Annotated in this window: 15 protein-coding genes; 12 read left to right on the top strand and 3 right to left on the bottom strand. The window is 65.4% G+C overall.

Translation table 11 applies throughout. The features are described from left to right. Positions 1–16 precede the first annotated feature (16 nt). Complete coding sequence (locus ABW18_RS14160; protein WP_152930094.1) at positions 17–334, bottom strand: hypothetical protein; 318 nt, start codon at positions 332–334, stop codon at positions 17–19. Positions 335–497: 163 nt separating this feature from the next. Here ABW18_RS14160 and alr point away from each other — a divergent pair, with 163 nt between their 5' ends. Genes alr through tsaD form a run of 6 tightly spaced genes read left to right on the top strand, consistent with a single transcriptional unit; the run spans position 498 to position 5,507 of the window. Further along, positions 498–1,700: an alanine racemase gene (gene alr / locus ABW18_RS14155; protein WP_049699809.1), complete on the top strand. Its 1,203-nt coding sequence runs from the start codon at positions 498–500 to the stop codon at positions 1,698–1,700. Continuing rightward, entirely contained in the window at positions 1,697–2,824 is a 1,128-nt protein-coding gene (locus tag ABW18_RS14150; RefSeq protein WP_049699614.1) for an alpha/beta fold hydrolase, read from the top strand. Before alr ends, ABW18_RS14150 begins: the two co-directional genes overlap by 4 nt. Continuing rightward, positions 2,821–3,273: a tRNA (adenosine(37)-N6)-threonylcarbamoyltransferase complex ATPase subunit type 1 TsaE gene (gene tsaE, locus ABW18_RS14145; protein WP_049699613.1), complete on the top strand. Its 453-nt coding sequence runs from the start codon at positions 2,821–2,823 to the stop codon at positions 3,271–3,273. Before ABW18_RS14150 ends, tsaE begins: the two co-directional genes overlap by 4 nt. After that, positions 3,266–3,967, top strand: coding sequence for a tRNA (adenosine(37)-N6)-threonylcarbamoyltransferase complex dimerization subunit type 1 TsaB (gene tsaB, locus ABW18_RS14140; protein WP_049699612.1), 702 nt, complete (start codon positions 3,266–3,268; stop codon positions 3,965–3,967). The genes tsaE and tsaB overlap by 8 nt, the downstream gene beginning before the upstream one ends. Beyond that, a complete protein-coding gene (gene rimI / locus ABW18_RS14135) occupies positions 3,964–4,461 on the top strand; it encodes a ribosomal protein S18-alanine N-acetyltransferase (protein ID WP_049699611.1) in 498 nt (165 codons plus the stop codon). The genes tsaB and rimI overlap by 4 nt, the downstream gene beginning before the upstream one ends. Continuing rightward, positions 4,458–5,507, top strand: a complete 1,050-nt coding sequence (gene tsaD / locus ABW18_RS14130; protein WP_049699610.1) for a tRNA (adenosine(37)-N6)-threonylcarbamoyltransferase complex transferase subunit TsaD — start codon at positions 4,458–4,460, stop codon at positions 5,505–5,507. Before rimI ends, tsaD begins: the two co-directional genes overlap by 4 nt. Here tsaD and ABW18_RS14125 read toward each other — a convergent pair whose 3' ends face one another. Next, a complete protein-coding gene (locus ABW18_RS14125; RefSeq protein ID WP_049699808.1) occupies positions 5,508–5,918 on the bottom strand; it encodes a MarR family winged helix-turn-helix transcriptional regulator in 411 nt (136 codons plus the stop codon). It abuts the gene before it with no gap. A 99-nt stretch (positions 5,919–6,017) separates the two neighbouring features. Between ABW18_RS14125 and ABW18_RS14120 the strand changes: the two genes are divergently transcribed. The 3 genes from ABW18_RS14120 to groL all read left to right on the top strand — a co-directional run bounded on the left by ABW18_RS14120 (position 6,018) and on the right by groL (position 9,753). Continuing rightward, positions 6,018–7,553 (top strand): MFS transporter, encoded by a 1,536-nt coding sequence (locus tag ABW18_RS14120; RefSeq protein ID WP_235434390.1) that lies wholly within the window; start codon positions 6,018–6,020, stop codon positions 7,551–7,553. 171 nt (positions 7,554–7,724) lie between these two features. Next, positions 7,725–8,024 (top strand): co-chaperone GroES, encoded by a 300-nt coding sequence (gene groES, locus ABW18_RS14115; RefSeq protein WP_005174150.1) that lies wholly within the window; start codon positions 7,725–7,727, stop codon positions 8,022–8,024. Positions 8,025–8,139: 115 nt separating this feature from the next. Continuing rightward, positions 8,140–9,753 carry a chaperonin GroEL gene (groL, locus tag ABW18_RS14110; protein WP_049699608.1) on the top strand — a complete coding sequence of 538 codons (1,614 nt, stop codon included), beginning with the start codon at positions 8,140–8,142 and terminating at the stop codon, positions 9,751–9,753. A 133-nt stretch (positions 9,754–9,886) separates the two neighbouring features. Here groL and ABW18_RS14105 read toward each other — a convergent pair whose 3' ends face one another. Further along, positions 9,887–10,183, bottom strand: coding sequence for a WhiB family transcriptional regulator (locus ABW18_RS14105; protein WP_005174148.1), 297 nt, complete (start codon positions 10,181–10,183; stop codon positions 9,887–9,889). Between the two features lie 452 nt (positions 10,184–10,635). On the opposite strand from ABW18_RS14105, the gene ABW18_RS14100 reads away from it, so the two are divergent. From ABW18_RS14100 to ABW18_RS14090, 3 genes are all read left to right on the top strand, one after another. Then, positions 10,636–11,439, top strand: a complete 804-nt coding sequence (locus ABW18_RS14100; protein ID WP_049699607.1) for a hypothetical protein — start codon at positions 10,636–10,638, stop codon at positions 11,437–11,439. A gap of 61 nt (positions 11,440–11,500) precedes the next feature. After that, entirely contained in the window at positions 11,501–12,088 is a 588-nt protein-coding gene (locus ABW18_RS14095; protein WP_005207924.1) for a sigma-70 family RNA polymerase sigma factor, read from the top strand. Then, positions 12,072–13,007, top strand: a complete 936-nt coding sequence (locus tag ABW18_RS14090; protein ID WP_083444408.1) for an anti-sigma-D factor RsdA — start codon at positions 12,072–12,074, stop codon at positions 13,005–13,007. Before ABW18_RS14095 ends, ABW18_RS14090 begins: the two co-directional genes overlap by 17 nt. Positions 13,008–13,157: the final 150 nt, after the last annotated feature.

The raw sequence follows: 13,157 nt of genomic DNA, 5'->3' as shown, positions 1-13,157 counted from the left end.
ACCCATGCCGTGACGATCACCCAGGGCGCGCCGAGATGGCGTGTCTGCGAGATGACGTGAGCGCGAGTGCCGCGAGCGTCATGATGCCCGAAGCGACGATGAGGCCCACTGTGACCGCAAGCAGAGTGACTCCGACATACGCGGCGTCGCTGCCGGCATCGGCGCCGCCGATGGCGGCGAGAAGTCCGAAGAATCCCGTGAGCCCGGCTAACGGCAAGACGCCGATCGACACCGCGTTGAGCACGAATGACCAGGCGAGCGCAGCCTTGCTCGGCTGAGCGGCTCCGACATTCGGCATCGGGTACGAACTGGGGTGGTAGGGCACGAATGTCATCGGGAACCTCCGGTGAGCAGGGAGTTGGGGGATTGGCGTGAGCGCCACGGTCCAGTTCACTCGCCGGTCGCCGCGTGCGGATGCGGGAGACTACTCACCTGCGTGGTGGGAATCGCTCGAGTGTGCCGCCGACCACTCCGTCGGATCTGGGACAATGGTCGCGATGACCTCACATGATTCGACGCCCGATGCGCCGGTGGCTGCCGAGACCGGCCTTCCCGCAGCGCTGACGGCGTTCATCGACCTCGACGCGATCGCCCACAACGTGGGTGTCGTCCGCGCGGCGGCCGGTACGGACGTGATCGCCGTGGTCAAAGCGAATGGCTACGGTCACGGCGCCGAGCCTGTTGCGCGTGCCGCGCTGGCAGCGGGCGCCACAGAACTCGGGGTCGCCCACATCGCAGAGGCGCTCGCGCTGCGCGAGGCAGGTATCGACGCGCACATCACGGCGTGGCTGCACACCAACCACGCACCGTTCGACGCCGCGATCGGCGCCGACATAGACGTCGCGCTGTCGTCGCGGCGCCAACTCGCCCTGGTCGCCGACGCCGCGCGCCGTCTGGGACGAACCGCCACCGTGACCGCCAAGGTCGACACGGGCCTCAACCGCAGCGGCGTCGCCGTGGACGAATGGGCCGACTTCGCCGACGACCTGGCCAAAGCGAATGCCGACGGGGCCGTGCGGGTCCGAGCGATCATGTGTCATCTCGTGCGCGGCGACGAACCCGAGCATCCGCTGAACTCGCAGCAGGCCGAACGCCTCGATGCCGCTGCCGCTGACCTCGTGCGGCTCGGAAGTCCCGCCGAGGTGATGCACATCGCCAATTCGCCTGCGGCACTGACACGTCCGGACCTGGCTCGCGATCTGGTCAGGCCAGGTATCGCGCTCTACGGATGCACTCCGATTCCGCAGCGCGGCGACTTCGGGTTGGTGCCGGCGATGACGTTGCGGGCCGAGGTTGCTCTCGTCAAGAATCTTGCTGCGGGGCAGGGTGTTTCGTACAACCATCACTGGACGTCGGATCGCGACACCGTGATTGCTGTCGTCCCCGCAGGCTATGCCGACGGTGTGCCGAGATTGCTGTCCAACCAGATGCGGGTACAGGTCAACGGTCGGGGATTTCCGCAGGTCGGTCGAGTATGTATGGACCAGTTCGTCATTGATCTCGGACCAGACGGAGGCGGGGTCGCCGAGGGCGACGTCGTCGAATTGTTCGGCGCCGGAACACGTGGCGCTCCCATCGCGCGTGACTGGGCCGATCAGATCGGCACCATCGACTACGAGATCATCACCGGCATCGGCGCTCGCGCGCATCGGCAGTACGTCGGTGGGGGAGCCGTGGCCGGCAACGTGGGGCACCAGTGAAGCCGTACGAACGGGTTGGCCTCGTGGCGGGTCTCGGAGGTCTCGGAGCGCTGGGCGGGTTGGCCGTCGCGGGTGCCGGACGTGCGCTGGCTCGGCGTCGTGTCGACGCACTCGACGATCCCTATGCGGGAATCGATTTCACCGCCATCTACTCCGACGAGCCGTCGACTGTCACCACCGACGACGGGCTGGCGCTCGCAGTGCGCACCGTCGACCTCGGGGGCATCGCGCCTGGCGAGAAGCCGGAGCTGACAGTGCTGTTCGTGCACGGCTTCAGTCTTCGTATGGCGTCGTGGCACTTTCAACGATTCGACCTCGCCGAACACTGGGCGCAACGGCGAATCCGACTGGTGTTCTTCGACCATCGCGGACATGGGAAGTCCGACGCGGCGCCCCCCGACACCTGCACGATCGCACAACTCTCCGACGACGTCGCCGCCGTGATGCGGACCGTCGCACCGTCGGGACCTGTTGTGCTGTGCGGACATTCGATGGGTGGCATGTCGATCATGGCGCTCGCGCGACGCCACCCGGAGCTCTTCGGTCCTGACGGGCCCGTGGCAGGCGTCGCGCTCGTCGCCACCGCCGCACGTGGACTGACCGAGGCAGGTCTCGCGCGCGGGCTGCGCAACCCCCTCGTCGACGCGTTCCGCGCGACTGTTCGACACAGCCCGCGCGTGATCCAAGCCGGGCGCGACCTCACCAGGCTGGTCCTCGAGCCGGTCCTCGTGTCGGCAAGCTTCGGGCCCGACTTTCACAGCCCCGCACTCGGTCGGGCCGTGGAGAAGATGATTCAGAACACGCCGATCTCCACTGTCGTGAGTTTCCTGAATGCGTTGGAACACCACGACGAATCGATGGGCCTGCCGGTCATCGCCGCCGTCCCGACAGCCGTCGTGTGTGGAACCGCCGACCAGATGACACCGCTGCCCAACTCGCTGCACATGTTCGGCGACCTCGGCGACGACTCCCGACTCGACATCGTCGACGGCGCAGGCCACATGGTCTTGATGGAGCAGCCCGACCGGGTGACCGACGCCATCGCCGACCTCGTCGAACGGTCGCGGGCAGCGCGCCCGCAGCCGCGGCGTCGTCGAATCCCGTTGTTGGGCAGGCGACGATGAGCGGCACCGATGATGTCCAGACTCGTGAGCTGCCCGATGTCGCCGATACCGAGGCATTGGGAGCCGAACTCGCACAAGGCCTCTCGGCCGGCGACGTCGTCATCCTCGACGGGCTGCTCGGGGCGGGTAAGACGGCACTGGCACGCGGTATCGCCGCCGGTCTCGATGTGGTTGGCCGGGTGTCGTCGCCGACCTTCATCATCGCTCGTGAACACAAACCCGGTTCACCCGACCGTCCCGGGATGGTGCACGTCGACGCGTACCGCCTCGGTGGACTCGACGAACTCGACGCGCTCGACCTCGACACCGATCTCGCGGACGCGGTCGTCGTCGTCGAATGGGGCGAAGGCGTCGCGGAGCGTCTCGCAGACCGGCACCTGCTGGTGCGCTTGCAGCGCGATCCCGATACCGATGTCCGCCACGCACAATGGAGTTGGATAGATGGATGAGATGACGGTGCTCGTCATCGACACCGCGACCGATGTCGTGGTGACCGGCGTCGGGACGGTCGACGGTAGTGGTGTGCGTGTGTTGGCCGACCGTGCGACGGCCGACCACCGGCGTCACGCGGAAGTGCTGACGACGCTGATGTCCGAGACACTCGACGAGGCCGGTGTGCGCCGAGACGGGCTCGACGCTGTCGTGGTCGGTTGTGGCCCAGGACCTTTCACTGGTCTACGGGTCGGTATGGCGACCGGCGCCGGATTCGGCGACGCGCTCGGTCTTCCGGTGTACGGGGTCTGCTCGCTCGACGCGATCGCCGCCGACGCCGCGCAACACTTTCCGGCCGGATCGTCGATGGCTGTGGTCACCGACGCGCGACGCCGCGAGGTGTACTGGGCGCGTTACCGCGATGGAGCGCGGTTCAGTGGTCCCGACGTGTCGGCACCCGCGGTGGTAGCCGAATCGCTTGCGGCGCAGCCGGTCGACGTCGCGGCAGGCTCGCCGAGTCATCTCGAACTGTGCGGGTGGCAGGGAGAGCCGTCGCTGGTGACAACGCCGACGGTGCGCGGCCTGCTCCTGGCAAGCGCGGACGACGTCGTGACAGGCGCGGCGCCGGGACCGCTCGTCCCGCTCTATCTCCGACGCCCGGATGCCGTCGAACGAAAAGACCAGCGCGCCAAGGCGGTGACTCCGAAATGACCACCCACGAATTGCTGATCGACCGGCTCGATTATTCGGACATCCCTCGGTGCGCAATGCTCGAGCGCGAGATGTTCGTCGGCGATTCGCCATGGCCCGCAACCGCATTCCGTGCCGAGCTCAACGCGCCGTACAACCGGTACTTCGCGGCGCGCGAGACGCCCGGTGGCGAAGTCGTCGGATACGCGGGCATTTCGACACTGGGCGGCGAGGGCAACTTCGAGTGCGAGATCCATACCATCGCCGTCGCACCGAGTCATCGTGGTCTCGGCTACGGACGCGCACTGCTCGACGTGATGCTCGACGTCGCCGATGCCGCGGACGCCCCGGTCTACCTAGAGGTCAGGACCGACAACGACACCGCGATCGCGCTGTACGAACGCAACGGCTTCGTCCGACGTGGTGTGCGCCGCAACTACTATCAGCCCTCCGGCGCCGACGCCTACACGATGGCGCGGCCCTCGGTGTCGGGGCGTGGAGGTGATCCCACATGATCGTGATGGGCGTGGAGAGTTCGTGCGACGAAACCGGAGTCGGGATCGTCGAGTGGACGCCGGGTGAAGGTGACGGGCCCGGCGAGGTCACGCTGCTGGCCGACGAGGTGGCATCGAGTGTCGACGAGCACGCACGCTTCGGGGGAGTGGTGCCCGAAATCGCCTCGCGTGCGCACCTCGAAGCGATCGTGCCTGCCATGCAGCGGGCGCGCGAAGCTGCGGGGATCGACAAGCCGGATGCCATCGCCGTCACCATCGGGCCTGGCCTCGCAGGCGCGCTGCTCGTCGGAGTTGCTGCCGCCAAGGCGTATTCGCTGGCGTGGGATGTACCGCTGTACGCGATGAATCATCTCGGCGGGCACGTCGCCGTCGACACACTCGAACACGGGCCGATGCCCGAATGCGTCGCGCTCCTCGTCTCGGGTGGCCACACCCATCTCCTGCACGTCACCGATCTCGCCGACCCCATCGTCGAACTCGGCACCACGGTCGACGATGCCGCCGGGGAAGCCTTCGACAAGGTGGCGCGCCTGCTCGACCTCGGCTTCCCGGGCGGTCCCGAACTGGATAAGGCTGCGGCACAGGGTGACCCGCACGCGATCGAGTTCCCGAGAGGCATGACGGGGCCGCGTGACGCCCGCTACGACTTCTCGTTCTCGGGGGTGAAGACGGCGGTGGCACGCTACGTCGAGAAGTGCCGCCGCGATGGCGTCGACGTCCCGGTCGCCGATATCGCGGCGTCGTTTCAGGAAGCCGTGGCAGATGTGTTGACACTAAAGGCGGTTCGCGCGTGCACGGACCTCGGCGTCGACACCCTGGTGCTCGGCGGCGGTGCGACGGCCAACTCCCGGATTCGGTCGCTGGCGCAAGAACGTTGTGCCGCAGCCGGAATCACGCTGCGCGTGCCGAAGCCGCGCCTGTGTACCGACAACGGCGTCATGATCGCCACGCTGGGCGCGCACGTCATTGCGGGCGGCGCGCAACCGTCACCGCTGACCGTGGCCACCGACCCGGGGCTGAGTGTGCAGGTGTCGCAAGAACGCTGATCAGCCCTCGCGCAACAGTTGCGGGCACCCATCCGTGAGCGACGCGAGGGTCTCGCGCTGCGTCGGGCGTGCCTGCGCATACCGCTGCTCGCCCGAGGCGGTCAGGGTGGCGAAAACCGAGCGTCGGTCCGAGGAACACATCGTGCGGACAACCAGCCCGTCCTTCTCCAGTCGGCCGACAACTCGGGAGAGTGCGCTCTGGCTCAGATGCACTCGGCTTGCCAGCTCGCTCATCCGGGCTTGATGGTCGTCGGCCTCCGCGAGCAGCTCGAGTACCTCGAACTCGCTCGATGAGAGTCCGTGCTTGGCCTGCAGCTCACGGTCGAGACTGCACAGGACCTTGTTGTAGCGGATCGACAGATCTCGCCACGCGGCAGCCAACTGGTCCTCAGAAGTCACCGCCTTAGTCATGCACCGCATCCTACCCTGCAACTGCAATATATGCTTCAGCAAAAGATGTGATAACAATTAATGTAGACGCATTGAATGCACATGCATATAGTTCCTCGCATGGCACACAACACACGAGACGTGGTCATCGCGCATCGGTCCGAGTCGTCGAGCGTCGACGATCGGGCACACGACATCAATCAGGCGGCTCCCGAACCGTCATCGGACCTTCACATCACCTCCCCCCACATCACCTCCGCGACAGGGTGGACCGGGAAGGTGTGGCTGCTGCTGGTGGTTCTGGCGGGAGCGCTCTTCCTCGACGGCCTGGACATCTCGATGGTCGGCGTCGCACTGCCGTCGATCGGCGAGGACCTCCACATGGGTCAGTCGCAATTGCAGTGGATCGTGAGCGGATATGTCCTGGGCTACGGCGGCCTGCTGTTGCTGGGCGGGCGTGCAAGCGACTTGTTCGGTCGCCGCAGGGTGTTCCTGGTGGCACTGGGCGTGTTCGGCGTCGCGTCTGTCGCAAGCGCCGTCGTCGACATCAATGCGGTCATCATCGCTCTGCGTTTCATCAAGGGGATCGCCGCGGCGTTCACCGTGCCCGCAGGCTTGTCGATCATCACGACGACGTTCGCCGAGGGGCCCGCCCGCAACAAGGCATTCAGTATCTACACCGTGTGCGGAGCGAGTGGCTTCTCGCTCGGCCTGGTCTTCGGTGGTCTGCTGACCGAACTCTCCTGGCGCGCAACGCTTCTGTTCCCGGGTCCCGTCGCGCTTGCGTTGCTCTTCGCGGGGCTGCGCGTGATCCCGACCGCGCCGCGCACACCCATGCACTGGCGACAGTTCGACGCGTTGGGCGCTCTGACCAGCACCGGTGCACTGCTGCTGCTCGTCTTCGCGGTCGTGCGCGCTCCCGAGGTCGGGTGGACCGCACCCGTCACGATCGCGAGTTTCGCCGCGTCGGCAATCCTGGGCGTCGCGTTCGTCGCTGTTGAACTTCGTCACCGACACCCGCTGGTGCGTCCGGGAATTCTGAGGTCGGCGTTGCTGGTCCACGCGAACCTCTCCGGTGCGCTGATGTTCGGCGGCTACGTCGCGTTCCAGTTCGTCGTGACGCTGTATCTGCAGGACTCGTTGGGTTGGTCGCCGCTGGGAATGGCGCTCGCCTTTCTGCCGGCAGGCGTGATCGTTGTCGCGAGTGCGACACGGATGGATCGTGTCCTCGACAGGGTTCCGACGCCGCTTCTGCTCGTGGCCGGCTTCGCGTCATTCCTCGGCGGTTACCTGTGGTTCTCCCGTGTCCAGCCGGGCATGTCGTACGCCGAGTTCCTGCTGCCGACCATCATTCTGTTGGGCGTCGGGTTTGCGCTGACGTTCCCGTCGATCAACTCACAGGGCACCGCTGGCGTCGCCGACCACGAGCAGGGTTTGGCGTCCGGTCTGGTCAACACCAGCGTCCAGGTTGGCGGCGCAGTGATGCTGGCGATCATCACCGCCATTCTGGCCAGTTCGGGCGTCACGCAGCAGCCCGGTCAGTTGTTGGGCGGTATGTCGATGGCGATCTGGGTGGTCAGTGCGCTCGCGGTGGTCGGATTGTTCGGAGCACTCGTGGCATCGTGGTGGTCGCGACGCCTCCCGGTCGGTGCCTGAGCCGCGTAGGGGAGACGTTTGCACCCGTGCCCCTTGAGTGCTGGCACTCTCACGTATAGAGTGCCAGTAGGCACTGAAAGTGAACCTCGGCCACCCGCGACGACGAGGTTTCGTGCAGGGCCCGCAAACACATACATCGTTTCTCGGATGAGAAAGTTGAGGACTCACATCGTGGCGAGCGTGAACATCAAGCCGCTTGAGGACAAGATCCTGGTGCAGGCTGTGGAGGCCGAGACGACCACCGCATCCGGTCTGGTCATCCCGGATACCGCCAAGGAGAAGCCCCAGGAGGGCACCGTCATCGCCGTCGGCGAAGGGCGTGTCACCGAGCAGGGCAACCGCGTCCCTGTCGACGTCAAAGAAGGCGACACCGTCATCTACAGCAAGTACGGCGGCACCGAAATCAAGTATGCCGGCGAGGAGTACCTGATCCTCTCGTCCCGCGACGTGCTCGCGGTGATCGGCAAGTAAGACCCCACGGACCAACGTGTGGTCGTTCCGCCCCGGGGTCTGTACGCAGACCCCGGGGCGGACTACGTTGTGCCCCCATTCATTTCCCCAGTAGAAGGCACTCAAGAAGGAAGTCATGGCCAAACAGATCGAATTCGACGAGAAGGCCCGTCGCTCACTCGAGCGCGGTATCGATCAGCTCGCTGACACGGTCAAGGTGACACTCGGCCCACGTGGGCGACATGTGGTGCTGTCCAAGGCGTTCGGCGGACCGTCGGTCACCAATGACGGCGTGACGATCGCACGCGACATCGAACTCGAGGACCCGTTCGAGAACATGGGCGCTCAGTTGGTGAAGTCGGTCGCCACGAAGACGAACGACGTCGCAGGCGACGGCACGACCACCGCAACCGTTCTCGCGCAGGCGATCGTCAGCGAAGGTCTGCGCAACGTCGCAGCGGGCGCGAGCCCCGTCTCGCTCGGTGCGGGTATCTCGAAGGCCGCCGACGCGATCAACGACGAACTGGTCCGCGTCGCAACGCCCGTCGAGGGCGAGAAGGCGATCGCCCAGGTCGCCACCGTCAGCTCGCGTGACCCCGAGGTCGGCGAGATGGTCGGCAAGGCGATGGCGACGGTCGGCACCGACGGCGTCGTCACCGTCGAAGAGGGATCGGGACTGCACACCGAACTGGTCGTCACCGAGGGCGTGCAGTTCGACAAGGGCTACCTCTCGCCCTACTTCATGACCGATCCCGACAGCCAGGAAGCGGTCCTCGAGGACGCCTACGTGCTCCTCTACCGCGAGAAGATCAGCTCGCTGCCCGATTTCCTCCCGTTGCTGGAGAAGGTCGCGCAGTCTGGCAAATCGCTGCTGATCATTGCCGAAGACGTCGAGGGCGAGCCGCTCTCGACGCTGGTGGTCAACTCGATCCGCAAGACCATCAAGGCCGTCGCGGTCAAGGCGCCGTTCTTCGGTGATCGTCGCAAGGCGTTCCTCGACGACCTCGCTGTCGTCACCGGTGGCACCGTGATCTCGACCGACATCGGACTCTCGCTGTCGACGACCGAGCTCGATCAGCTCGGCACGGTGCGTCGCGCTGTCGTCACCAAGGACACCACCACCCTCGTCGAGGGTGGCGGTTCGAAGGAGGCCGTCGCCGCACGTGCCGACCAGATCCGACGCGAGATCGACAACAGCGACTCCGACTGGGACCGCGAGAAGCTCGCCGAGCGGTTGGCGAAGCTCTCCGGCGGCATCGCGGTGATTCGCGTCGGCGCGCCGACCGAGACAGCACTCAAGGAGCGCAAGCACCGCGTCGAGGATGCGGTCGCCGCAGCCAAGGCTGCTGTCGAGGAGGGCATCATCCCCGGTGGTGGGTCTGCGCTCGTGCAGGCGTCGAAGGTGCTTGATTCTCTCGCCGAGGGACTCGGCCAGGACGAGGCGCTCGGCGTCCGGGTCGTTCGCGACGCCGTGCGTTCGCCGCTGTACTGGATCGCCAGCAACGCGGGCGTCGACGGTGCCGTGGTTGTCGACAAGGTCGCACGCCAGGAGACCGGTCACGGCTTCAACGCCGCGACACTCTCGTACGGTGACCTGCTGGCAGACGGCATCATCGACCCGGTCAAGGTGACGAGGTCGGCCGTCGTGAACGCGGCGTCGGCATCGCGGATGGTGCTGACCACCGAGGCCGCGGTTGCCGACGAGCCCGCCGGTGCGGCCGCAGATCACGGTCACGGGCACGCACACTGACCGAGCGGTGCTCGCGGTCTGATCTCTGACCGCATGTGACACAACTGCAAGAGGCAAAAAGGAGCCCGGGCCGACCAGATGGTCGGCCCGGGCTTCTTTGTGGTCTTGTCGTCTGCTGTGTGTGAGTGCTCGGTCAGCTCGCGATGCGACGTCCGACGCCGCGCTTCATCAGCATGCTGCGTTCGGACTCCGAGAGTCCGCCCCAGATCCCGTACGGCTCAGCGACTGCGAGAGCGTGCTCACGGCAATGCGCGATCACCGGGCACTGGTGGCACATTTCTTTTGCGCGACGCTCTCTCTGAGCTCGTGCCCGGCCGCGCTCGCCATCGGGATGAAAGAACATAGAGGAGTCGACGCCGCGACATAGGCCTTGCATTTGCCAATCCCAGATATCGGCATTAGGTCCGGGGAGGTGATTTGGCTGAGGCATGGCACGAACTCCTTTGATTCTCGAGGTACCGCTGCACTGCTCCGTCGGCCGCGAGACCGGCGGAACCACACTGGCGCATCGCCGCTATCGGCTGTGCATCGCAAACACTAGGCGGACGACGGAAACAGCGTCAATAGTGCCTCTTGAGGACAAGATCGTTCAAAAAATTCCATCGTTGTTAACGAAATGTTGTGTGGTTGGCCTGGGCTAGCACAGGCCGACCCTGCCACCTGCGGAGACCCTCGTCAGGGTCCGATGACATGCCGTGACCTGCATGGATGCGGATTGATTTCGCTCTCTTCGAGCGAAAGTGCGATCGTAGGCGCGTGCGGGGCCGAGAACGCCGAGTAACACGAAGGAAATGTTCTCATCATGCGTACGTGACGTTGGCGTCGAATTAAAGAATTGTGACAACAGGTTAAATTCAGGAAAACGGAGACGATGGAAGTGATGTGGACCACGAGATTGTGTTGAATTCGCTGCGACAGCAATGGTGGGCGGCCGTCGTACGAGGAGGGCTTGGCGACGGGGCCGCAGCGCTGACCATGCTCGACCGGCTTCGTGCGCACGCCAGAGCGGTCGACGCCAGAGAGGTGATCTCCTTGGCGTTCAGTACCACGGCCTCACTACACCGACAGTCGGGTCGACACGACCTCGCCGTCGGGTTCGACGCCGCGGCGCTGGCTGAACTCGATGATCCCTTCGGCTCCACAGATCCGTGGGTTCGCGTTGCCGCGCACGACGCCGTCGTAGGCCTCGCGGCCGACAATCTGGGTCTGTTCCGATTCTCGGCCTCGGCTCGGCTGCTCATCCGGGCGCGAGAGCTGCACGATGGCCGCGACGTCGAGGAAGCGGGCTCCGACGCGTGGACGACTTTCGTCACCGAGGTCCGCCCGCGCGTGCGGGAGCGATGGGTCGGTGCTGAGCTGGCCATCTACACCGGCGACGCAGACCGGGCGCGTCGACTTATCGGTGAGGCCCAAAAAATGATGGCCTCGGTCTCGGCGAATCATGAGCGTCATCACATCAAGACAGATCTCATCGCCGCGGCGTCCGCGATCGATACATCCGACGCGCTCACCGTCGCGAGGGCATGTCTTCGGCGCGCGCAGGCAGGTGGATTTTTACCTCTGACCTGGGCGTCGTTGTCTTTGCTGCAAGGCCTCGGCGACACGTCGGATACAACGATTGCAAGCATCAACGCGTCGCATGACATGCTTGTGGATCGGGGGATGCCGTTCGCCGGCCGCTCGTAGATCCATCACGACCCGATTGATCAGGCAACACAAACGTGTAACACGGGAATCTCAACTGACGATGAAACTGACAGGTGTTGAGTTAGACGAAGCCGTCCGCGCAGCCGCGTCGGGCGACCGGGTCGCACTCACGTCAGTCCTCGAAAGTGTGCAGGAACCGATCGTGCGCTACTGCCGAGGGCGAATCGGTGTCGGAGAACGCCATTTGTTCTCCGCTGACGACGTGGCGCAGGAGGCCCTTATGGCTGTCATGACCGCGCTGCCCCGGTATCAAGACCAGGGGCGACCGTTCATGGCCTTTGTGTACGGCATTGCCTCGCACAAGGTAGCTGACGCCATGCGCGTCGCCGGTCGTGTGAAGGCTGACCCCGTCGAGCAGCTCCCCGAGGTCGTCCAGGTCACTGGAGGACCAGAGCAGAGCGCACTCGACGCCGACGCCAGCCGTGAGATGAAAGCACTTCTCGCGTTGATTCCGGAGAAGCAACGCGAAGTGCTCATCCTGCGTCTGGTCGTCGGACTGTCCGCTGAGGAGACCGCGGAAGCCGTGGGAAGCACCCCCGGTGCGGTTCGCGTCGCGCAACACCGAGCTTTGGCCAAGTTGAAGGAACAGCTGAGAAAGGCGGGAGGACATGATGAACGACGAGCATGAGTCGCATCGTGGTCGCTCCGTGCCGGGTCGGCGGCAGTCGGGGGGCATGCATGACACCGGAACTGGTGCGTACAGAAATCCCACAGGGGAGTGGTCGACTCCCGACGACACGCCCGTGGACATCTCCGCGGTCCAATTCGACGACGCGTTCATCGACGCACTGTCGCACGACGTTCCGACGCCGACGCGCGATGACGCCGAGTACGAGCTCGCGGGTCTGCTCTCCGCGTGGCGCCACGAGTCGCTAGCCGATCCGCTGCCGCTCGGCCCGACTGTCGCCGACGTCGAGAACGCGATCGCTGCGGAACGTCCGAGGGCTCGGACCCGTACCGTGGTGCGCACCCTGCGTATCGTCGCCGGGGCCGCAGCAGTTGCCATCGTCGCGGCAGCAGGGCTCACCGTGATGTCGCAGGGTTCCGAACCGGGCGACCCGCTGTGGAACGTCAAGAAGGTCGTGTTCGCGCAGGCTGCATCGGAAACGCAAGCCGCATACGACGTGCGTTCGAACCTCGAGAAGGCCGAAGCCGAACTCGCCGCAGGCAACACGCCTGCCGCCGAATCGTTGATCTCGCAGGCAGAGAATTCGATGGGGCCGGTTCGCGACTCAGACACCCGCTCACACATGGACGAGTGGATCGGACGCCTGCGAGCCGACACCGGGACAACCGTGCGCAGCGGTACCTCGGCAACGTCGCCGAACGGCGGAAACGTCGATACCTCCCAGGCGCGAACGTCGGAGCCGCAACAGCCGACCGACCCGCTCACGAGTCAGACAAAGCCCGAGACGACGTCGCCTCAGACGACTCCGCCTGAGACCAGCCAGACCCCGACGACCACAACCAAGCCGCCGACGACGACCACGACCACCACTACGGCGGCAAACGACGGTCCGTCGAGCAGCTGGCCACCGTCGAGCTGATCTGCGTCAGTCAGACGGATTAAGACCTTCGGTGTAGGACAGGTCAATCGGGCGAGACAATCGAACAAGCCACGAGCTCCGCGATTGCGGCGCTCGTGGCTTGTTTCGTGATGTCAGCTGTGTGCGACGCCCGAGACGCTGTGCTCGGTA

Origin of the sequence: Gordonia jacobaea, assembly GCF_001186365.1 — a bacterium.
Classification (GTDB): Bacteria; Actinomycetota; Actinomycetes; order Mycobacteriales; family Mycobacteriaceae; genus Gordonia; species Gordonia jacobaea.
This window is presented reverse-complemented; position numbering and strand designations above follow the sequence as displayed.